This window comes from Polynucleobacter sp. MG-28-Ekke-A2, from assembly GCF_035012985.1.
GTDB lineage: Bacteria > Pseudomonadota > Gammaproteobacteria > Burkholderiales > Burkholderiaceae > Polynucleobacter.
The window spans coordinates 102,308-123,066 of sequence record NZ_JAYGQU010000006.1 but is presented as its reverse complement, the minus strand read 5'-3'; the positions used below and the strand labels follow the sequence as shown (position 1 = coordinate 123,066).

Genomic DNA, 20,759 nt, shown 5'->3' with positions numbered 1-20,759 from the left:
CTCCCACATTAAAGCCTTCTGGGTAGCTGTGTAATAGATTCTAGGTCGTTGTTTCATGAGCAACACTCCTTGCGCTTACGCAGTTAGTAGTGTGTTGCATCGACGGGTTGAAATCAAGGTCGTTAGCAGCCATTGCAGAGGTGGTGAAAGCCACCCTTGCTTTACAAAGATGCCTCCGTATCCAGAGAACTCTGCGTCTAATAAGCCGTAGTCCCAATCTCAATTACTGGGCTAGTAGCACTTCCAGCTTCTCGGTATCCACGCAGAAGTTCCGAATCCCTTCAGCCAATTTCTCGGTAGCCATTGCATCATTGTTGAGCTGCAGGCGGAAACTGGATTCATCTAGTTTTAGCGGTGCAACGCCTTCCGCCTCTAACGCTGCTTTGGCATTAGCAGCATCGAGTTTTACCTCGACTGAGGTATGGCTGCTCTGGAGCTCAGCCAATAGCTCTGGGCTAATAGTCAAAAGATCGCAACCAGCTAACTCTAATATCTGACTGGTATTTCTGAAGCTAGCACCCATGATTTCAGTAGGGATGCCAAAGTGTTTGTAATAGTGAAAGATCCTCTTAACGGAAGTGACGCCTGGATCATTTGCACCGCCATTGGCACTATCACTCCAGTTGCTGCCTAACTTCGCTTTATTCCAATCAGTGATACGACCCACAAATGGAGAAATGAGTTTGGCATTGGCGGCACCACATGCAGCCGCTTGCACGAGTGAGAAGAGCAGAGTCATATTGCAATGGATGCCTTGCGTCTCTAATTCTTTGGCGGCGGCAATGCCTTCCCATGTGCCCGCTAATTTAATCAGAATGCGTTTACGATCAATTCCATGAGATTCGTAAAGGGTAATTAAATGCTTGGCCTTAGCTACAGTGCTCTTGGTGTCGAATGAGAGTCTGGCATCTACTTCTGTAGAAACGCGTCCTGGAACAATCTTCAGAATCTCTAAACCAAACGCAACCAAGATGTAATCCACCAAATCGGTCGGGCTCATGCCTGGATGCGTTGCTTTGACCGACCGGACCAAATCTTGGTAATTACTTTGTTGAGCAGCCTTCAGAATCAGGGAAGGGTTGGTAGTCGCATCTTGCGGCTGAAAGGCCTGCATGCGCTCAAAATCGCCTGTATCAGCCACAACCGTGGTGAGTTTCTTGAGTTGCTCTAGTTGGCTTAGTGACGAAGGGGTGCTATTCATGGGCTTGCTCGCGGCTCTAGGGTGGTTTTCTGATAGATATCATATGATAGATGGATTAATTACTCAGTTCCAGTAAAGGCATTTGATAGCTATATGAACCAAGATCAACTAAAGCAAATGGTGGGCGAGGCAGCTAGAGACGAAGTTCTCAAATTACCCGCTGGGCAGGTTTTGGGTGTTGGTACAGGCTCGACTGCCAATTGCTTTATTGATGCGCTTGCTCCACATAGGGATCATTTTTCGGGCACGGTATCGAGCTCTAACGCGACCACTGAGCGCTTGCTGAAACATGGTTTTAAGGTGCTAGACCCAAATGATGTGCAAGGTCTGCCAGCCTATGTTGATGGCGCAGATGAAATCGATCCTTTGGGTCATATGATTAAGGGCGGCGGCGGAGCGCTTACTAGAGAAAAAATTATTGCCTCCATGGCAAAGCAATTTATCTGCATTTGCGATTCATCAAAACAAGTGCCGGTGCTAGGCAACTTTGCATTACCAGTAGAAATCATTCCCCTTGCAAAAGGCATTGTGAGTCGTGAGTTGGAGAAATTAGGCGGAAAAGTTACCCTACGTCTGGCAAAGAGCACTAGGGCCGATCTCAATCAAACTCCCAGCGAGCCTTTTGTAACCGATAACGGTGGTTGGATCTTGGATATAGCTGGCCTGAAGATTGCCGACCCTATTCAGATGGAAGCGCAGATCAATCAAATTGCTGGCGTGATCACTGTTGGCTTATTTGCTAAAGAAAAAGCCAATATTCTATTGGTCAGCAACGCTGCTGGCGTTGAAAGAATTGCACTGTAGAAATTAAAAAACCCGACGGGGTATGCCCATCGGGTTTATTTGCCATGGTATGCATGGCGTAGGCTCTCGGAAGGTATTTAGTTCCTTGGCCTATAAGTACATAGATGTACTTATTTAGAGTGGCTTTCGCCAATGTAGCGGGGCACCAAAACTGCCTCACCACAGTTTCATCCTACGCCTATCTCTGGCAGTGTCAACAGCAATCCAAAATATATTTTTCAATAAAGTATTTGCTGCAATACGGCAATCAATTTTTAATTACTCTGCAGGGGGTACGTAACCTTGAGCCATATCAGCACCACCCTCAAAGAAGTACTTTTCCACCTGCTTTAAGAGGTATTGGCGTGCACGTGGGTCAGCCATATTGAGGCGGTTTTCATTAATCAGCATTGTTTGGTGCTTTAACCAAGCAGCCCAAGCCTCTTTGGATACTTGATTCCAAACCTTTTTGCCTAGCTCGCCTGGAAGCGGGGCAAAATCCATTCCCTCAGCTTCTTTATTGAGTTTGATACATTGAACCATGCGTGCCATCTGTAATACCTTTCTAGTAATTCTGAAGTTGCTTAGTTTTCTTATAGATCTTTAGTTAAAACCATGGACTTACGGTCCCAGTTATAAATCTGTTTTCTTTCTTCTGGCAGATCATCGACCGTTGCCCGTTTAAAGCCACGCTTTAAGAACCAGTGCTCAGTTCTAGTGGTGAGAACAAATAATTTTTTTATACCTTCTTGCTTAGCGCGCATTTCAACACGCTTGAGTAGACGCTCGCCATCACCCGACCCTTGAACATCTGGATCAACAGCAAGACAGGCTAATTCACCAACGCCATTTGGAAATGGGAAGAGGGCGGCACAACCAAAGAGAACGCGGTCATGCTCTATCACTGAGAAGCGCTGAATATCACGTTCAATCACGTCTTGTCCACGAGCCGCCAAGATGCCTTCATCTTCCAAAGGCATCGTCAACTGCAAAATACCGCCAACATCATCTTGATTGGCTTCACGTAAGTTCTCGATATCAGATGAGGCTAGCATCATACCAATTCCATCATGGGTAAAGAGCTCTTCGAGGAGTGCGCCATCTTGATTGCAGGGCAAAAAGTGCACCCGGCTAACGCCTGCCCGTATTGCTCTGCCAGAGATATTGAGCAAACTCTTCATGCCCAGATCCATATCTTTGTTCTGCGCGATATATTCTTGCAATTGCGGCATGGACAGCTCAGTGATGAAGTCTCCCTCTGTATCTTTTAAGCCAGCATAGGGACTCAAGAAGATTAACTTATCCGCTTTAAGAGCTGCGGCAGTGGATGCTGCGACATCTTCGTATGCCAGATTAAATGCTTGGCCCGTTGGTGAAAAACCTAAAGGTGAAAGCAAAACAATTTTGTTGCTGTCCAAGGACTGTCTAATCGAGCTAGAGTCAACTTTGCGCACCAAACCGGTATGGATGTAATCAGTGCCTTCAACAACACCCACAGGCATTGCGGTAATGAAGTTGCCAGAGATCACAGAAATACGTGAGCCAGCCATTGGAGTGTTTGGCAAGCCACGGCTAAATGCTGCCTCAATATCAAGACGCAATTCACCGGCAGCTTCTTTAACACACTCTAGTGCGGCTGCATCAGTAATCCGATAGCTGTTCAGGGCGCTCTTGCCAAACTTGCTTTTAATATTCCGGAGCATGAGCTGCTCTTCAATCTGTGGGCGGATACCGTGAACCAGAACAATTCGCATACCCATGGCATGAAGCATGGCGATATCTTCAATCAGATTCTCAAGGCCGATTTCTTGGACAAGTTCACCTGCAAAGGCGATAACAAAGGTCTTCTCACGGAAGCTGTGAATGTAGGGCGCAACATCGCGCAACCACCCCACGAAAGGGAAGTTGGAGGTCGTTTCTTCGGCCATTAAGGCCTGGTTCGGTGCATTTGTTGGCATAGTGAGAAAATTATAGGGTGCAAGAGCCTATAAACCAACAAAAACCCAAAGCAATGCCACAGCCTGTGCCTGCTTCCAACACCTCACGTAAGCTAGAAATTCGGTTTCCTGAGGAATTGCCGGTCTCTGGTCAGCGTCAGCTGATCAAGGATGCCCTGCAGAGCCACCAGGTGGTGATTGTGTGCGGTGAGACTGGTTCGGGCAAGACTACCCAGCTTCCGAAGATCTGTTTGGATCTGGGGCGAGGCACGATTAATGGCGGCAAGCTCATTGGCCACACGCAACCTCGCCGGATTGCAGCCACCGCTACGGCCAAGCGCATCGCCCAAGAGCTAGGTTCGCCCATTGGTCAAGATGTAGGCTACCAAGTTCGCTTTGCTGATAAGACTAGTCATACTGCTTCTATCAAGTTGATGACCGACGGTATCTTGCTGGCAGAGACTCAGCGCGACCCTCAGTTGCGTGCTTATGACACGCTCATCATTGACGAAGCGCATGAACGTAGTCTGAACATTGATTTCTTATTGGGTTATCTGAGGCAGTTACTTCCTAAACGGCCGGACCTCAAACTCATCATCACATCGGCAACCATCGATGCGCAGCGTTTTGCCGAACACTTTGCTATTAATGGCAAGGTAGCGCCCGTTATCGAAGTTAGCGGTAGATTGTTTCCGGTAGAGCAACGTTACGCACCGCTGGAGCCGGATGCCAAGCCAGATGGCAAAAAAGAATCCAAAACTGCCAAGGAAATTCCGGATGCGGTGACAGAAGAGATCGCCAGTTTATGGCGAGAAGGAGCAGCGGGCGCAGGGGACGTATTGGTCTTCTTACCAGGCGAGCGTGAGATACGCGATTGCGCAGAATCCTTACGTAAAGATCATGTCTTACAGCAACGCTTTCATCCCGAGATTCTCAGTTTATTTGCTCGTCAATCCGTCGCTGAGCAAGAGAGGGTCTTTAGCCCAGGCAATGGGCGACGGATTATTCTGACAACCAACGTTGCAGAGACCTCGTTGACAGTGCCGAACATTCGGTATGTGATCGATAGTGGATTGGCGAGAGTCAAGCGCTATTCCTATCGCAATAAGGTAGAGCAATTACAAATTGAACCCATCTCGCAAGCTGCTGCCAATCAAAGGGCTGGGCGTTGCGGTCGTGTATCGGATGGCATCTGTGTACGCTTATACAGCGAGCAAGATTATCTAGGTCGGCCTAAATTTACTGATCCAGAGATATTGCGTAGCTCGTTAGCTGCAGTGCTGTTGCGCATGAGCTCCTTACGCTTACCCAAGATCCAGCATTTCCCCTTTATTGATAAACCCTTGGGTAGAGCCATTGCTGATGGCGTGCAACTTTTGGATGAATTAGGCGCAATTGAATTCGATGAATCAGAGCCAGCAGATGGCAAGGATATTAATAACAGTTTCAAGCTCACGGCTATTGGCAAACAATTAGCAGACTTACCCCTTGATCCGCGCATTGGCAGAATGCTCTTAGCTGCTAAAGAGCAGAATGCCTTAAAAGAAGTCACCATTATTGCATCTGCTTTGGCAACACAAGACCCGCGTGATCGCCCCATGGATCAGGCCGCAGCAGCAGATCAAGCCCACCTACAGTTTGCTGATGAACGCTCTGAGTTTCTGAGTTTCGTCAAACTCTGGAACTGGTATCAAGATGCTTTACAACACAAGCATAGCAACCGACAGCTAGAGAGTCTGTGTAAAAGCAAATTTCTGTCACCACGTCGCTTACGTGAATGGCGCGATGTTCATGGTCAACTGCACGCCATGCTAGGCGAGAAGGGCTGGAAAGAAAATGCTTTGGCTGCAACGTATGAGCAGGTACACCTTTCTTTATTAACAGGCCTGCTCGGATATGTAGCCAAAAAAGAAGAAGATGAGAAATCTCAAGATCGCAATAGCAAAACAGGTGGTTATGTAGGAGCGCGGGGTATTCGTCCATTTATATGGCCTGGTTCTACTATTGGCAAAAAGGCAGGCGCCTGGATTCTGGCTGGAGAGCTGCAAGAGACCAATCGCATGTATGCCAGGACGATCGCAAAGATCGAGCCCCAATGGGTGGAGCGTGTTGCGGCACATCGTCTAATCAAATCCCTTAGCGATCCTTTCTGGGATAACCGTCAGGGCGAGGTGATGGCGTTTGAGCGGGGCACTTTGTATGGATTGCCTATTTATCATGGTCGTAGGGTTCGGTATGAGCCGCACAACCCCGAGGAAACCAGGGAGTTATTTATTGGCCAAGCCCTGGTGCAGGAAGAAATGTTTGGGCGCATGGATACACCTGCGCTTCAACGGGAAACAGAAACCGATGCCAAGAAAAAATATCCTAATATATTTGGATTCTTTTGGCATAACCGTCGCTTGATTAAAGAAATTGAAGCCCTAGAACATCGCTCACGTCGACCAGATGTATTGGTAGATGATGATTTGCTATTTGCGTTTTATGAGTCTCGTATTCCTCGGGAAGTGCGGAGTCGAGAAAGTCTCAAAGCATGGATAGCCAAAGAGAAGGGTAATGATAAAAATGCCGAAAAGGATCTTGATGCTCAGCTCCGCCTAGAAAAAGCCGACTTGATGCGCCATGAGGCGGCTGGTATTACCGTAGATCGCTATCCAAAGACGATGTTAGTCGGTGGTGCACAGCTGAGTCTTACCTATCATTTCGAGCCTGGCAGCCCAAAGGACGGTGTAACCCTTATTGTTCCTTTGACCCAGCTCAATCAAGTGGATGGCCGTCGTTGTGAATGGCTAGTGCCTGGCATGTGTGAGGAGAAGGTATTGCTGCTTCTTAAATCATTGCCACAAAAACTCAGGCGCCATTGCGTGCCATTGCCAGATTATGCAAAGTCTTTTCTTGAGCGTAAGTTAGAAGAAAAGCAATTTGGCGTCGGTGACTTTCTAGATAGTTTGATTGGCGATATTCGCAAAGAGCGCGGCTTAGAAATTAAACGTACAGACTTCAGGCCAGAATCTCTACCTCTGCACTCTTCGATGAATTTTCGTCTGATTGACGAGCATGGGCGCCAGCTTGAGGTGGAGCGCAACTTGGCTCGCTTACGTTCAGAGTATGGGCAGACTGCCCGTAATGCCTTCCAGGCCATTGCTCAAGAGACTGCTCAGGTCGAATTGGGAGTGGAGCCACCAAGAGGCGAAAAATCTAAATCTCACGCAACCAACCCTGATGCGACTCGTAAGATCGAACAGGGCGGATACCGCACTTGGGAGTTTGGCGAGTTGCCAGAAACTTTAGAGATTCAGAAGGGAAACAAAACTTTATTTGGTTACCCCGCTCTAGTGGATCGCATCGACTTTTGTGATCTCGAGGTATTTGATGATTTAGAGGAGGCTCGCAAACAGCATGCTTTAGGACTACGTCGCTTATTTGCGCTGAGTAATAAAGATACGCTCAAAGCCCTACAAAAACAATTGCCCGGTATTCGTGAGTTAGGTTTGCTATTTATTAATGTTGGATCGGTAGAGGCATTAATAGAGCAGATTCTCAATCTTGCTATTGAGCGCGCTTTTATGACTGAACCTTTGCCGGTGAATGCTGCACAATTTGCCGAGCGATTGCAAGCCGGAAAACCGAGATTGGCGCTCATTGCCCAAGAGATTTCTCGCCACGCATTAAATGCATTGCAAGCCCATGCAGATTTACAGAAAAAGATTGCTAGTGCAAAAGCGGCTTCGCCAAGCGCCTACACAGATATACAAGCGCAGATGCAGGGATTGATCTTCCCTAAGTTCGTGGCTGAGATACCGTATTCGCAATTGGTGCATGTGCCACGCTACTTAAAAGCAATTGCGATGCGGATTGATAAATTGCGATCAAACCCTAGTCGTGATGCCCAATGCCAAAAGGATTGGGAATCGGTTGCTCGTCCGTGGCAAAAACTGATGCAAGGTAACAAGGGATCCGCCTCTTATGCGATGGCTGAGGATCAAGCTTTAACGGATTTTCGTTGGCAGTTGGAAGAGTTGAGGGTGGCTTTGTATGCTCAAGAGCTCAAAACCCCAACCCCCATGTCCTTAAAGCGGCTCGAAAAGGTTTTAACAAGCTTGCGCTAGGTCAAATCCAAAGCATATCCACTGGATTTGGAGGCCTATTCAGTCTCCCCAATTGCTTACAATGGAGGGATGTACAAATTTATCAAGATTAGAGGTTTTCGCACAATCGCGGCCTCTGCATTATTGGCACTTCTGCTTGCCAATCAAACCGCTTTTGGACAAACCGCTAGCCCCGTAGCCTCAGCAACCCCTGCAAATCAACCTAAGTTGGCGGTGATTCTGAATTCTGGTTCTGCATCTGTCAGTTTGATCGATATGAACACACGTGAGGTTATTAAAACAATCCCGGTTGGCAAGGAACCTCATCACCTCATGATGACCCCTGATCAAAAATCGCTATTGATTGCCAATGCTGCTGGTAATGATGTTGTATTGATGAATCCAACCACGGGTGAGTTGACTGGCAAGATCCCAAACATTATTGATCCATACCAAATCGGTTACTCCCCAAACCATAAATGGTTTGTAGCCAACGGCAATCGCTTGGACCGAGTGGATATTTATGCTGCCGATAGTGCAAATCTTAAATTAGCTAAGACCGTAAAGCTAGGTAAGACACCTAGTCATATTGCTTTTACATCGGATAGCAAAATTGCATTTATTACTTTGCAAGACTCTAGTGAACTTGCCGCAATTGATCTTGAAACACAAAATGTATTGTGGGTCATGCCCACAGGTAAAGTGCCTGCTGGTTTGTGGATGACGCCTGGCGATCAATACCTCTTAGTGGGCATTACTGGTGAAGACTATGTTCAAGTGATTGACTGGAAAAATCGCAAAGAAGTAAAGCGTATCCCTACAGGTAAGGGTGCTCATAACTTCCGTCCTTTAGGGGACAAGAAGCATGTATTTGTAAGCAACCGTATTGCTTCTACGATCAGCTTGATCAACATGCAAACCTTGGAGAAGGTAGGCGATATTACTGGACTACCAGCTGGCCCAGACGATATGGAAATTACTCCAGATGGTAAAACAATGTGGGTTACTTTCCGCTTTTCCAAAAAAGTTGGGGTAATAGATATCCCAACAATGAAGTTGGTAACAGTGATTCCGGTTGGTAAGTCACCACATGGTGTATTTTTCACTCCAAGGGCTGGATGGGAATAATTAATATCATGAAGTGCCTAAGTCCTAACGCATTCATCCGTATCGCAGCCGTGCTTATGCTCGGCTGTTTTTCATTGGTCGCCAATGCTCAAGTCGCAGAATGTAGCAAGAAGGTCTACCTCACCTTCGATACTGGCAACATGTCTGTAGCTGAAAAAGTAGCTGAGATTCTTAAGCGGCAAAACGTAAAGGCTACTTTTTTCTTGGCCAATGAAAAAACTTACCGCGGCGACTTTGCTTTAGATGATTCTTGGAAACCCTTTTGGCAGCAATTGGTAAAGGAAGGCAATCATTTTGGCAGTCATACATACGACCATGATTACTTTGTGAAGGATGGCCCTAAGGGGCAGGTTTTTGAGAAGCCGCAATTTGGTCCAAAGGCAGGAGAAATTATTCTATATAACGAGGCGGCAATGTGTAAACAGATTCGCCGGGTTGATCAGCGCTTTCAAGAAATGACAAACCAGCCATTACAGAAAATCTGGCGTGCTCCAGGCGGTAAAACTTCCCCAACATTAATACGAATAGGGGATATGTGTGGGTATCAACACATTGGCTGGGCTCCTGCTGGTTTCTTGGGGGATGAGTTAAATTCCGAGAAGCATCCCAATCACCTTCTGTTGGATAAAGCGAGTAGAGATCTAAAGGATGGCGATATCACCATGGCTCACTTGGGCATTTGGTCTAGAAAAGATCCATGGGCACCTGCAGTATTGGAGCAGTTAATTATTAACCTAAAGGGTCGTGGCTTCTGTTTTGGGCTGCTACCCAAAGATTCTATAAATCAGTCAAAATAAAGCATGGACCTCACTATCGTAACCTCCATGATTGCGAATGCTTATGCCAGCGTTCAGGAGTTTCTGTTTGCTAATGTAGTGGGTCCGACTCTGTACCAATTTGATTTAATGTCTTGGGCTGAGGATGTATTTGATGGAATCGATTGGTTCTTATTTGGCTGTGTTCAGCTATTCTTAATCATTGTTTTATTAAGAACATGGGAGCGCCTAGCCCCAGCAGAAAAGCAAGAGCGTTTTTCAAAGTCGAGTAGGGCAGATGTCCTATACACCCTGTTTCATCGCCTGGGAATATTTCATGGCTTGATTTTTATATGCCTGTCTGGATTCTTTTTTGAGATGGATTCCATCCTGCATGATTTCCGTTTTGATCGCCTGAATGTAGAGTCCTGGTGGCCTGGCGTGACATCCATTCCCGTGGTTAGCTTCTTGATCTACCTCATCCTTCTGGACTTCGTAGATTACCTATACCATCGCGCATCACATGCGTTTAATTGGTGGTGGCAATTACATGCCTTGCACCATAGTCAAACAGTGATGACTGCCTGGTCCGATAATCGCAATAACATTCTCGACGACATCATGCGTGCAACCTTCATGGCTTTCTTTGCGCTATTGTTTGGTGCCTCCCCAGGGCAATTCATTATGTTGATTGCGCTGAGCCAATTTATTCAAAGTTGGCAGCACGCCAATATTAAGGTTCACTTAGGGCCTGCTAAATACTTATTGGTATCCCCAATGTTTCACCGTATGCATCATGCCGTGGGCTATGGGCATGAAGCTATAGGTAAACCCGGCGTGTTGGGCGGTTGTAATTTTGGTATTTTGTTTCCGTGGTGGGATATGTTATTCGGAACCGCCATCTTCACCAAAGAGGTCTATCCTACGGGAGTCAGAAATTTAACTGTTTCAGAAAATATCCTCACCCAACAATGGCAAAGCTTGGTGCGTGCCATTAAAGAATTCAAGCCTAAGTAGACTGCAAGTCTGCAGGCAATAGGAGTTGTATGGTCGGATTACCGCAAGTATTTAAATCGTTTGGCATGGCATTAGTTGGAACCATGCATCCGCGAATGTTATGGCTGAGCTTCAGGCCATTTTTGATCGTCTCAGTTTTATGGGGCTGCCTTATTTGGCTCACATGGACTCCAGCATTAGAAACATTAAGCATCTTTCTAACAACTTCTGTCTTTACCAGCTGGATACAAGAGGGTTTGGTTTGGGCGGGTTTTGAAAATGCTAGAGCGTGGATTGCGCCATTATTTTTTGTCATGCTAATCATCCCCCTGATTACGATTAGCTTGTTAGTCTTCATCGCGTTTTCAACGGTACCCTCGATTGTGAAGATCGCCTCTAAGCAATCACAATTTCAGGATCTAGAGTGCAAGAAGGGTGGCGGTTTCTTTGGCAGTTTGATCTATAGCCTATGTTCAGCCCTCATTTGTCTTGCGTTGGTGATGCTCACCCTACCTGTGTGGTGGGTTCCTCCACTGGTGGCTGTCTTGCCTCCATTGTTATGGGGATGGTTAACGATGCGCCTGATGTCATATGACGTTCTAGCAAAGCATGCCAGTTCAGAAGAGCGCGACCTTCTGCTTCAAAAATATCGCTGGCCTTTATTCTGTATGGGTATAGCCTCAGGCATGTTGGGCGCAGTGCCAACTTTCTTCTGGGCTACCTCTGCATTGGCTTTAGTGTTATTTCCAATAGTGAGCTTTATAGCCCTTTGGATTTATTCTCTGATTTTTGTGTTTGCTGCTTTATGGTTTAGCTACTTCTTATTAGATGCGCTCAAGCAATTGAGAGAAGAAGAGTTGGATCAAGCGCTCACAGTGCAATCTCGCGTTGTTGATATGGAACTGCCTTACCATGGTTGATGCAATTAAAAAAGTTGAAATAGAAGTGCCGAGCAAAGCCCAACGTCGCTTTGGGTTAATCGTGATTGGTGATGAGATCTTATCTGGTCGTCGTCAAGATAAGCATATGAGTAAGCTTATCGAGTTGCTCAATGAGCGCGGCCTCAGTCTTGCATGGGCTAAATACGTTGCTGATGATCCCGAGCAAATTACTGCAACACTCAAAGACAGTTTTGCAAGTGGTGATGTTGTGTTTAGTACTGGCGGCATTGGCGCGACACCGGATGATCACACCCGTCAATGCGCGGCACTTGCTCTGGGTACAAAAACTGAGTTACATCCAACTGCGCAAGAATTAATTGCCGGTCGCATTCAGTCGATGGCAGAAGGCGATCCAATCAAGTCGGACTTAAGCACTCCAGAAAATCAGCATCGCTTCAAGATGGGGGAGTTCCCCATAGGTAGTGAAATTATTCCAAACCCATACAACCAAATTCCAGGATTTAGGATTCAGGAGCATCACTTTGTTCCGGGCTTTCCGGTGATGGCCGCACCCATGATGGCTTGGTGTTTAGATACTTATTACAAGGATCTATTCCATCAAGAAAATTGGGCAGAGCAGAGCTTCATTGTTCCTAAGGGAGTTGAATCTACCTTAACCCCCTTAATGGAGCGCATAGAGGCTAATTTTCCGGGGGTGAAGGTCTTTAGTCTCCCTTCTGTCGGTGACGCCTCTAAAGGGGGCGTTTATGCCCAGCGTCATATTGAGCTGGGGATAAAGGGCAATGCCAACCTTCTAGAAAGCGCTTGGATTGCCTTGAGAGCAGGTACCCAAGAGCTGGGTTACGAAATCCACGACATCAGCCAAGCTTAATTGCACTAAAAAGGTGTAAATAGGGGTATTTAAGCTTCTATGAAGGGTATTTCAGCACTTAAATAGTGCAATAATGACTATTCCCGTTTGTTTGCTTCAGTAAATTAGATACATCCAGTAGGCGTGTTTGGTGCCTGGAATGAATAAGGGTGTATGCCTTAAGTTTTGATTCCGAATTTAGTTAATAGAGGAGATTTGCATGACGAAGACCGTCGCTGATGTGATGAAGTTGGTTAAAGAGAAGGAATGTACTTTCGTTGATTTCCGCTTTGTGGATACAAAGGGTAAAGAACAACACACGACAGTGCCTATCTCTGCTTTTGACGAAGATAAATTTGAGAGCGGTCATGCATTTGACGGCTCCTCTATCGCTGGTTGGAAAGGTATTGAAGCTTCAGATATGTTGCTCAAACCAGATCCAACAGCTGCTTACATCGATCCATTCTATGAAGAGCCAACTTTGGTTCTCACATGTGACGTTATCGAGCCAGCTGATGGCAAAGGTTACGATCGCGATCCACGTTCTATCGCTAAGCGCGCTGAAGCGTATTTGAAGAGCACCGGCTTAGGTGACGCTGCTTACTTTGGTCCAGAGCCTGAGTTCTTTATTTTTGACGGCGTTCGTTGGGGTGCCGATATGCAGGGTTGCTTCGTGAAGATTGATTCCGAAGAGGCTCCTTGGTCATCTGGTGCAGAAATCGAAGGTGGAAACACTGGTCACCGTCCAGGTAAAAAAGGCGGTTACTTCCCAGTTGCTCCTGTAGATACATTCCAAGATATGCGTTCTGAAATGTGCTTGATTCTTGAGTCATTGGGCATTCCAGTTGAAGTTCATCACCATGAAGTTGCTGGCCAAGGCCAAAACGAATTGGGCACTAAGTTCAGCACATTGACTCAACGCGCTGACTGGACTATCTGGCAGAAGTACGTTGTTCAGAACGTCGCGCATGCTTATGGCAAGACAGCAACTTTCATGCCTAAGCCAGTAGTTGGCGACAACGGTTCTGGTATGCACGTTCACCAATCCGTTTGGAAAAACGGTGAGAACTTGTTTGCTGGTAACGGTTATGCAGGTTTGTCAGAGTTTGCATTGTTCTACATTGGCGGCATCATCAAGCACGCTAAAGCATTGAATGCAATTACCAATCCAGGTACAAACTCATACAAGCGTTTGGTTCCAGGCTTTGAGGCTCCAGTGAAACTGGCTTACTCAGCACGTAACCGTTCTGCTTCAATCCGTATTCCACACGTTCCAAATCCTAAGGGTCGTCGCATTGAGACACGTTTCCCAGATCCATTGGCCAACCCATACCTCTGTTTCTCAGCATTGCTGATGGCTGGTTTGGATGGCGTGCAGAATAAAATTCATCCAGGCGAAGCTGCTGACAAGAACTTGTATGACTTGCCACCAGAAGAAGATGCAAAGATTCCAACCGTTTGCGCAAGCTTGGAAGAGGCATTGGACGCATTGAAGAAAGATCACGAGTTCTTGACTCGCGGTGGAGTATTTACTGAATCTATGATTGATGCATATATCAATTTGAAAATGGAAGATGTCACACGTTTCCGTATGACTACTCATCCAATCGAATTTGATATGTACTACTCCCTGTAAGCGAAGGAGAGAACTTGAGCGCAGGTCTGTTGCGCAATTCGTTCAAGGGAGCAGCTACGGCTGCTCCTTTTTTTCCGACATTGCTTGATCAGATGCCCAATGCCATCGTGGTATTTGAGGCAGAGAACCAACAATTGGTGTACGTGAATCCGGCTGCTGAGTCAGCCTTGGACCTCTCGCGTAAATCACTTGAGGGTCAATCTGTGCACAACTTATTTGGTGACAACGTAGCATTAAGTGACATGATTTCTGAGGTGAAACAGGGTCATGTATTGGCCCAACGTCAAGAAATGGTTTTGCATTCATTGCCGGGTAGCATTCATCAAGATTCCATTCCAGCGCATGTAGTGGTTGCAGCATTAGAGGATCCTGCGCTGATTATGATGGAGTGGTTTCCAATCGATCAACAGTTGCGTAGTGAGCGCGATGAACGCGTCACACAGCAAGTGGAAGCAAATAAACAATTAATGCGTAATTTAGCGCATGAGATTAAAAACCCATTGGGCGGTATTCGTGGGGCAGCGCAACTATTAGAGTTTGAGTTACCAGACAAAGACTTACGCGAGTACACGCAAGTCATTATTAAAGAGTCAGATCGTCTACAGACCTTGGTTGATCGTCTCTTAGCGCCGCATCGCAAGGCGCATGTGATGGAATCCTTCAATGTGCACGAAGCATTAGAGCGCGTGCGTAGTCTAGTCTTGGCAGAGTTTCCAAAAGGTTTACGAATTATTCGTAACTACGATACAAGTCTGCCCGATGTCTTGGGCGACCGGGAGCAATTGATTCAGGCAACCTTAAATATTGTGCATAACGCTGCACAAGCTCTTTCTGAAGAGATTAGCAGTGGTGTTGCACAAATTGAGCTGAAGACCCGTGTGGCACGTTCAGTCACGATTGCAAAGCATCGCTACAAATTAGCCATGGATCTGCATGTGATTGACAACGGCCCAGGTATTCCTGAAGAAATTATTGAGCGCATCTTCTTCCCACTAGTTTCAGGGAGAGAGGGTGGTAGTGGACTTGGTCTTACCCTGGCGCAAACCTTTGTACAGCAGCACCAGGGGTCTATCGCTTGCAATAGCCGTCCAGGGCGCACCGATTTTCATATTCAAATTCCATACCGTAGGCAGGAGAAAGCATCATGAAACCAATTTGGATCGTTGACGATGATCAATCTATTCGTTGGGTCTTAGAAAAAGCTCTAGCGCGTGAGAATATTCCGCATAAGAGCTTTTCTAATCCAAATGATGTGCTCAATGCCCTCGAAAAGGAATCTCCTCAGGTGCTGATTTCTGATATCCGTATGCCACGTGGTAACGGCTTGGATTTATTGCAGCACGTGAAAGCAAGTCATCCGAATTTACCGGTCATTATCATGACGGCGTATTCTGATTTAGACTCTGCTGTTTCCTCATTTCAAGGTGGCGCCTTTGAATATCTCACCAAACCTTTTGATGTCGAAAAGGCGATTGAATTAATTCATCGTGCGGTAGAGCAGGGCATCCGTAATGACTCTGGTGCGAAAGAGTTAACCGCGTGGAGGCAAGACGCTACTGAGATTATTGGACAAGCACCAGCAATGCAGGAAATTTTCCGTGCCATTGGGCGCTTAGCGCAATCTAACGCCACAGTCCTGATTACTGGTGAGTCTGGTACTGGCAAAGAGTTGGTTGCTCATGCCTTGCATAAGCACAGTCCTTGCGCCAAAGGTCCATTTATCTCATTAAGTACTTCAGCCGTGCCAAAGGATTTACTGGAGTCGGAGTTATTTGGTCATGAGCGCGGCGCTTTCCCTGGTGCTCAGACCTTGCGTCGAGGTCGCTTTGAACAAGCTGACGGCGGTACTCTATTTTTGGGTGAGGTTGGGGATTTACCTTTTGATCTACAAACCCGTTTACTCCGCGTTCTGACTGATGGACATTTTTATCGCATTGGCGGACAAGACCCAATTAAGGCAAATGTTCGAATCATTGCTTCGACCCATCAAAATCTGGATGCTCGAGTAGCCGCTGGCTTCTTCCGCGAAGATTTGTTGCATCGCTTAAATGTGATTCGTTTGCGTATGCCTTCATTGCGTGAGCGTAGTGAAGATATTCCAATGTTAGCTAGACATTTTATGTTGAGCTGCGCGAAGTCTTTGGGCGTTGAACCTAAAAAATTGTCTGATGAAGTCTTAAAAGAAATGAGCGCAATGCCATTTCCGGGAAATGTACGTCAATTAGAGAACTTATGCCACTGGTTAACAGTGATGACGTCTGCAAACGTGATTGGCGTAAGCGATCTTCCGGCTGATATTGTTTCCGAAGCGAATGAACAACCCATCGTTATTCACGGCGAGTCTTCGCCAAGTAATCCCGTTGCTGCCAAAGTTGCTGTAGGTGACTGGGAGAGTGGTTTGGGGCGTCTGGCTGTCAAGATGTTGCAAGATGGTGATAAAGAAGTTTTTGATGCCTTGACCGCACGTTTTGAAAAGGCAGTATTGCAGGCAGCTCTAGAAGTTACTCGTGGCAGAAGAGTGGAGGCTGCTCAGCGTCTAGGTATCGGCCGCAATACGATTACCCGTAAGCTGCAAGAGCTCGGTATTGATGACTGATTCAGTTCGAATAGCTGCGTGGAATGTGAACTCCTTAAAGGTTCGCCTTCCACAAGTGCTTCGTTGGTTGCAAGATCAAGAAAGCAAGAAACAACCGATTGATGCGCTCTGCTTGCAAGAGCTTAAGCTCACGGATGATAAGTACCCCCATAAAGAGCTTGAAGATGCGGGTTACCTCAGTTTGGCTGCTGGTCAAAAGACTTATAACGGCGTTGCGATCATCTTGCGTAAAGCGGCTCTCGCACCTATTGCTTCAGATATAGAAACAGCCTTTCTGAAGCCCACTAGAAACATACCCAACTACGAAGATGAGCAGCAGCGCATCCTCGCGGCGACAGTCTGCTTTGCTGGTACGAAACCGATGAGACTGGTATCGGCCTATTTTCCTAATGGGCAATCGCCCGATAGCGATAAGTTTCAATACAAACTAGGTTGGTTGAAGGCATTACAAACTTGGTTAACAGAAGAGCTCCAACAGAACGAACGCTTAGCACTCTTGGGCGACTTCAATATTGCTCCGGCAGATGAAGATGTTCATGACCCTAAAGCATGGGAAGGGCAAAACCTTGTTTCACCACCAGAACGAGAAGCGTTTCAAGACCTGATTAAGCTTGGTCTCCATGATTCATTCAGAATGTTTGAGCAGGCTCCGAAAACTTTTAGTTGGTGGGATTACCGCATGATGGGTTTCAGAAGAAACGCCGGCATGCGTATTGATCACATCTTGCTGAGTGAGGCGCTCAAGGGAAGATGCAGTGCTAGCACGGTAGATAAAGTACCTAGAGCCTGGGAGCAGCCTTCAGATCACGCTCCGGTGATTGCGCAGATCCAAAAGTCTTAATCCGTAAGCCTAGGGCTTACACTAGCCCAGCATTCTGAATCTTGCTTTATCCTTATGATTAGTATCGATAATTTCCGCCCTTAGACAAGGCAATCAGTTTAAAAATTAAGCACTTGAATGCCATTACCTAGAAACACGATTACTCATGCTCTCATTATTTCCGGCACCTTGATGCTTGCCGGTTGCATGATGGTTGGCCCAGATTTTGCAAGACCCCCTGTTAAGGCAGTGGATCAATATAAATCAACAGCTCAAACTGAATTTACCGAATCTTTGGGTGAAAACTCAAACAAGATTCTGGACCCAGTAGAGTGGTGGAAAAGCTTTAATGACCCGACGCTCAATGCCTTGCTAAAGCAAGCTACTGCGCAAAACCTTACTTTGCAACAAACTGCGCTGCGGATATATCAACTGCAGGCGCAACTGGGTGTGAGTGATGCCGCATTATTGCCATCCGCCAATTTAAGTGCTTCATATTCCAATAGCCGCAATAGCGCAATTCAAGAAGCGATTAATGATTCCAATAATTTGGTCTCTAAAAATGCTTTGGTGCAGGTGAGTTGGGAGCTAGATTTTTGGGGAAAGAATCGCCGTGGAATTCAGAACTCATTAAGTTCCTATTTGTCTGGGGTTGCAGCCTTTTACTCGGCAGATGTGTCTTTAACTGCGGATGTTGCTAATACTTACATCAATATTCGCAACTATGAAGAGCTGATCATGGTTGCTAAAACCAATCTCGCCTTGCAAAAAGAAAGTTTGCGTATTGCAGGTGCGCGCTTTAAATACGGTGCCACCTCGATGTTGGACCTTAGTCAAGCGCAAGCCCAGTATGAGCAAACTAAGGCGCAGATTCCTGCTTTGATTGCGAATTTAAAGAAAAACCAGCATGCCATGAGTATTTTGCTGGGTGAGCCTCCTGAGTACTATGAAAAGACTTACGGAAACACCAAGGGAAGTCTGAAGCCTCCAACTGAGCTTGGAGTTGGTATGCCAAGGGATTTATTACGTCGTCGCCCAGATGTTCTGCAGACCGAATTTGATGCTGCTTCTAAGTCCGCCTTAATTGGCGTAAGCAAGGCGCAATTATTCCCCACTTTTACCTTGGGCGGCCTCTTTGGTTATGCTACCTCAAATTACGGAACCTTATCCTCCGCTAATTTATTTAGTTGGGGCAACAACTCTTCTGGTGTAAATGCCGGACTTTATTTACCACTGTTTTATAGAGGCGCAATTGTGGATCAAGTCCGCGTGCAGGATGCTATTTTCCAGCAGAGTCTCTTGGCCTATCAAAATCAAGTCTTGAATGCTCAGAAGGAAGTTGAAGATTCGCTCATTACTATCTCGACTACTAAAAGTTCAAAAGAAGATTTAACTCGCGGTGTCATTGCAGCGCAAAGCGCTGCAGATTTAGCGCTTGAGCGCTATAAAGCGGGGCAGAATGATTACACCACGGTGATCACTGCACAGCAGAATCTATTAAATATCCAAAACTCCCTAGTTCAAACTTCATCAAACGAACTCATCGGATATGTAGGCGCATTTAAAGCACTTGGTGGCGGTTGGACTGCGGACATGACTCCTCCTAAGCTGCCTGATCAGATGGTTGCTGATATGACCGACCGAACAGATTGGGGTTCTGTTCTCACAAAGACGGGCGATCCCTTAACGGTTAAAGTCGGAAAATTTTTGGTAGACGCTCCAGATCCATCAAAGCCTACTCAAGCTATGCCGCCAACTAAATTAGATACACCCAATACAACGACTCCGCCGACCCAGGGAAGTGCTGCGCCATGAAAGATCTATTAATAAAAGCCAAACTTTTGCTGATGCCCTTGTGGGGCAAGCTTGTGACTCTATGGGGCTCGCTCTTAGGCAAATGGAACGCATTCCTAGTAAAGCTAAGCACGGTTGAGATTCCTATTCTTAAGAAGAAACTTTCACCACGCACAATTGGGGTTTCTTTATTCGTTCTCGTTGCTTTGGTTACGTTGATTTGCTTGAAATCCTGTGGCAAAGAAATTAAGCAGACCCCAATTCCAGTGACAACCGCTCAACCACTGTCTCAAGAGATCCGCAGTTTTGCGACCTTTGATGGTCTGGTGGATCCATACCTCACAGTGAACTTGGATGCGCGCGTTAAGGGCTACCTTACTAAGATTGGTTTTGCTGACGGAGCGATGGTGAAGAAGGGCGATCTTCTATTTGTCATTGAGCAAGACCAATATATACAAGAGGTGAAATTAAAGCAGGCAATTTATACCGAAGCGAAGCTTGAATATGGCCGTCAAAAATCTTTGCTCAAAGAGAATGCAACCTCGCAAGCAGCTGTTGATAAGGCTTTATCGCAATACCAGCAATCGGAGGCTAATTTAACGCTCGCAAAGATTAATTTGGGCTATACCGAAATCAGGGCACCATTTGATGGACTCATGGGAAGACACTTATTGGATGTCGGTACCTATTTAGATTCCACTACAAAGGGTGTGCAACTCTCTACGATTCAGCAGATCTCACCCATTTATGTGTACTTCTCTATTAATGAGAGGGATTACTTAAAGTTTCAAAAGGGTCAAGATGCAAACGCAGAACGCAAGTCTGAAGTAAATGCCTTGCCTATCTATGCCGGTCTTCAAGGTGAAGTTGGATATCCTTTTGAGGGCGTCTTGGATTACGCCGCTAATTTGATTTCCACGGAGACTGGGTCCTTGCAATTGCGGGCAATCTTCAAAAATGAGAAGTACGAGTTAATTCCTGGTTTATATGCTCGAGTTATGGCTCAGTATGGCGCGCCAAGACAGGCTTTGCTGCTGCCCAAGACTGCTGTAATGACGGATCAAGTGGGTGATTATGTTTTTGTTTTGGATAATGCCATGCGAGCACAACGTCAAGACATTAGCTTGGGTCAGCGCTTTGAGAAGTATGTAGAGATCAGCAAAGGCTTGATTCCAGATAGTAAGGTAGTCATCAATGGTTTTATTAATCTGAGTATTAATCAAATTGCTAACCCAACGCAGGTCACGCTTGAGGCAATGCCAGCTCGATAATC

General features: G+C 46.3%; 16 protein-coding genes. 13 read left to right on the top strand and 3 right to left on the bottom strand.

The genetic code is table 11. The annotated features are described in order from the left end of the window. Window positions 1–223: 223 nt before the first annotated feature. On the bottom strand, window positions 224–1,201 hold the full coding sequence (gene tal / locus VC188_RS05795) for a transaldolase (RefSeq protein WP_323483325.1): 978 nt from the start codon (window positions 1,199–1,201) through the stop codon (window positions 224–226). Between the two features lie 93 nt (window positions 1,202–1,294). On the opposite strand from tal, the gene rpiA reads away from it, so the two are divergent. Next, window positions 1,295–2,005, top strand: a complete 711-nt coding sequence (gene rpiA, locus VC188_RS05790) for a ribose-5-phosphate isomerase RpiA (RefSeq protein WP_323483324.1) — start codon at window positions 1,295–1,297, stop codon at window positions 2,003–2,005. Between the two features lie 258 nt (window positions 2,006–2,263). Here the strand turns inward: rpiA and VC188_RS05785 are convergent, their stop codons facing one another. Both VC188_RS05785 and argA read right to left on the bottom strand, forming a co-directional pair. Then, a complete protein-coding gene (locus VC188_RS05785; protein WP_046330271.1) occupies window positions 2,264–2,536 on the bottom strand; it encodes an oxidative damage protection protein in 273 nt (90 codons plus the stop codon). 41 nt (window positions 2,537–2,577) lie between these two features. Next, the gene (gene argA, locus VC188_RS05780) at window positions 2,578–3,942 is read right to left on the bottom strand and encodes an amino-acid N-acetyltransferase (RefSeq protein WP_215321858.1); all 1,365 of its coding nucleotides are present in this window, start codon (window positions 3,940–3,942) and stop codon (window positions 2,578–2,580) included. 53 nt (window positions 3,943–3,995) lie between these two features. On the opposite strand from argA, the gene hrpA reads away from it, so the two are divergent. The 12 genes from hrpA (at window position 3,996) to VC188_RS05720 (ending at window position 20,757) form a co-directional block, all read left to right on the top strand. Beyond that, window positions 3,996–8,030 carry an ATP-dependent RNA helicase HrpA gene (gene hrpA / locus VC188_RS05775; RefSeq protein ID WP_323483323.1) on the top strand — a complete coding sequence of 1,345 codons (4,035 nt, stop codon included), beginning with the start codon at window positions 3,996–3,998 and terminating at the stop codon, window positions 8,028–8,030. 69 nt (window positions 8,031–8,099) lie between these two features. Beyond that, window positions 8,100–9,137 carry a cytochrome D1 domain-containing protein gene (locus VC188_RS05770; protein ID WP_323483322.1) on the top strand — a complete coding sequence of 346 codons (1,038 nt, stop codon included), beginning with the start codon at window positions 8,100–8,102 and terminating at the stop codon, window positions 9,135–9,137. Beyond that, a complete protein-coding gene (locus VC188_RS05765) occupies window positions 9,128–9,934 on the top strand; it encodes a polysaccharide deacetylase family protein (protein ID WP_323483321.1) in 807 nt (268 codons plus the stop codon). Before VC188_RS05770 ends, VC188_RS05765 begins: the two co-directional genes overlap by 10 nt. 3 nt (window positions 9,935–9,937) lie before the next feature. After that, entirely contained in the window at window positions 9,938–10,909 is a 972-nt protein-coding gene (locus VC188_RS05760; protein ID WP_323483320.1) for a sterol desaturase family protein, read from the top strand. A 29-nt stretch (window positions 10,910–10,938) separates the two neighbouring features. Next, window positions 10,939–11,808: an EI24 domain-containing protein gene (locus VC188_RS05755; protein WP_323483319.1), complete on the top strand. Its 870-nt coding sequence runs from the start codon at window positions 10,939–10,941 to the stop codon at window positions 11,806–11,808. After that, on the top strand, window positions 11,801–12,661 hold the full coding sequence (locus VC188_RS05750) for a competence/damage-inducible protein A (RefSeq protein ID WP_216243572.1): 861 nt from the start codon (window positions 11,801–11,803) through the stop codon (window positions 12,659–12,661). Before VC188_RS05755 ends, VC188_RS05750 begins: the two co-directional genes overlap by 8 nt. 199 nt (window positions 12,662–12,860) lie before the next feature. Beyond that, window positions 12,861–14,276: a type I glutamate--ammonia ligase gene (glnA, locus tag VC188_RS05745; protein WP_072582200.1), complete on the top strand. Its 1,416-nt coding sequence runs from the start codon at window positions 12,861–12,863 to the stop codon at window positions 14,274–14,276. Window positions 14,277–14,290: 14 nt separating this feature from the next. Next, on the top strand, window positions 14,291–15,424 hold the full coding sequence (glnL, locus tag VC188_RS05740; RefSeq protein WP_323483318.1) for a nitrogen regulation protein NR(II): 1,134 nt from the start codon (window positions 14,291–14,293) through the stop codon (window positions 15,422–15,424). After that, the gene (gene ntrC, locus VC188_RS05735; RefSeq protein ID WP_323483317.1) at window positions 15,421–16,872 is read left to right on the top strand and encodes a nitrogen regulation protein NR(I); all 1,452 of its coding nucleotides are present in this window, start codon (window positions 15,421–15,423) and stop codon (window positions 16,870–16,872) included. The genes glnL and ntrC overlap by 4 nt, the downstream gene beginning before the upstream one ends. Next, window positions 16,865–17,713 carry an exodeoxyribonuclease III gene (gene xth / locus VC188_RS05730; protein ID WP_215363197.1) on the top strand — a complete coding sequence of 283 codons (849 nt, stop codon included), beginning with the start codon at window positions 16,865–16,867 and terminating at the stop codon, window positions 17,711–17,713. The genes ntrC and xth overlap by 8 nt, the downstream gene beginning before the upstream one ends. 117 nt (window positions 17,714–17,830) lie before the next feature. Continuing rightward, window positions 17,831–19,507, top strand: coding sequence for an efflux transporter outer membrane subunit (locus VC188_RS05725; protein ID WP_323483316.1), 1,677 nt, complete (start codon window positions 17,831–17,833; stop codon window positions 19,505–19,507). Continuing rightward, entirely contained in the window at window positions 19,504–20,757 is a 1,254-nt protein-coding gene (locus VC188_RS05720; RefSeq protein WP_323483315.1) for an efflux RND transporter periplasmic adaptor subunit, read from the top strand. The genes VC188_RS05725 and VC188_RS05720 overlap by 4 nt, the downstream gene beginning before the upstream one ends. The last annotated feature ends 2 nt before the right edge of the window (window positions 20,758–20,759 follow it).

Excerpts from the sequence above, each read along its gene's own strand:
- VC188_RS05720 (WP_323483315.1), top strand. The coding sequence starts at position 19,504 with ATGAAAGATCTATTAATAAAAGCCAAACTTTTGCTGATGCCCTTGTGG.
- VC188_RS05765 (WP_323483321.1), top strand. The coding sequence starts at position 9,128 with ATGGGAATAATTAATATCATGAAGTGCCTAAGTCCTAACGCATTCATC.
- xth (WP_215363197.1), top strand. The coding sequence starts at position 16,865 with ATGACTGATTCAGTTCGAATAGCTGCGTGGAATGTGAACTCCTTAAAG.
- VC188_RS05750 (WP_216243572.1), top strand. The coding sequence starts at position 11,801 with ATGGTTGATGCAATTAAAAAAGTTGAAATAGAAGTGCCGAGCAAAGCC.
- VC188_RS05760 (WP_323483320.1), top strand. The coding sequence starts at position 9,938 with ATGGACCTCACTATCGTAACCTCCATGATTGCGAATGCTTATGCCAGC.
- glnA (WP_072582200.1), top strand. The coding sequence starts at position 12,861 with ATGACGAAGACCGTCGCTGATGTGATGAAGTTGGTTAAAGAGAAGGAA.
- VC188_RS05755 (WP_323483319.1), top strand. The coding sequence starts at position 10,939 with ATGGTCGGATTACCGCAAGTATTTAAATCGTTTGGCATGGCATTAGTT.
- tal (WP_323483325.1), bottom strand. The coding sequence starts at position 1,201 with ATGAATAGCACCCCTTCGTCACTAAGCCAACTAGAGCAACTCAAGAAA.
- VC188_RS05725 (WP_323483316.1), top strand. The coding sequence starts at position 17,831 with ATGCCATTACCTAGAAACACGATTACTCATGCTCTCATTATTTCCGGC.
- argA (WP_215321858.1), bottom strand. The coding sequence starts at position 3,942 with ATGCCAACAAATGCACCGAACCAGGCCTTAATGGCCGAAGAAACGACC.
- hrpA (WP_323483323.1), top strand. The coding sequence starts at position 3,996 with ATGCCACAGCCTGTGCCTGCTTCCAACACCTCACGTAAGCTAGAAATT.
- rpiA (WP_323483324.1), top strand. The coding sequence starts at position 1,295 with ATGAACCAAGATCAACTAAAGCAAATGGTGGGCGAGGCAGCTAGAGAC.
- ntrC (WP_323483317.1), top strand. The coding sequence starts at position 15,421 with ATGAAACCAATTTGGATCGTTGACGATGATCAATCTATTCGTTGGGTC.
- VC188_RS05785 (WP_046330271.1), bottom strand. The coding sequence starts at position 2,536 with ATGGCACGCATGGTTCAATGTATCAAACTCAATAAAGAAGCTGAGGGA.
- VC188_RS05770 (WP_323483322.1), top strand. The coding sequence starts at position 8,100 with ATGTACAAATTTATCAAGATTAGAGGTTTTCGCACAATCGCGGCCTCT.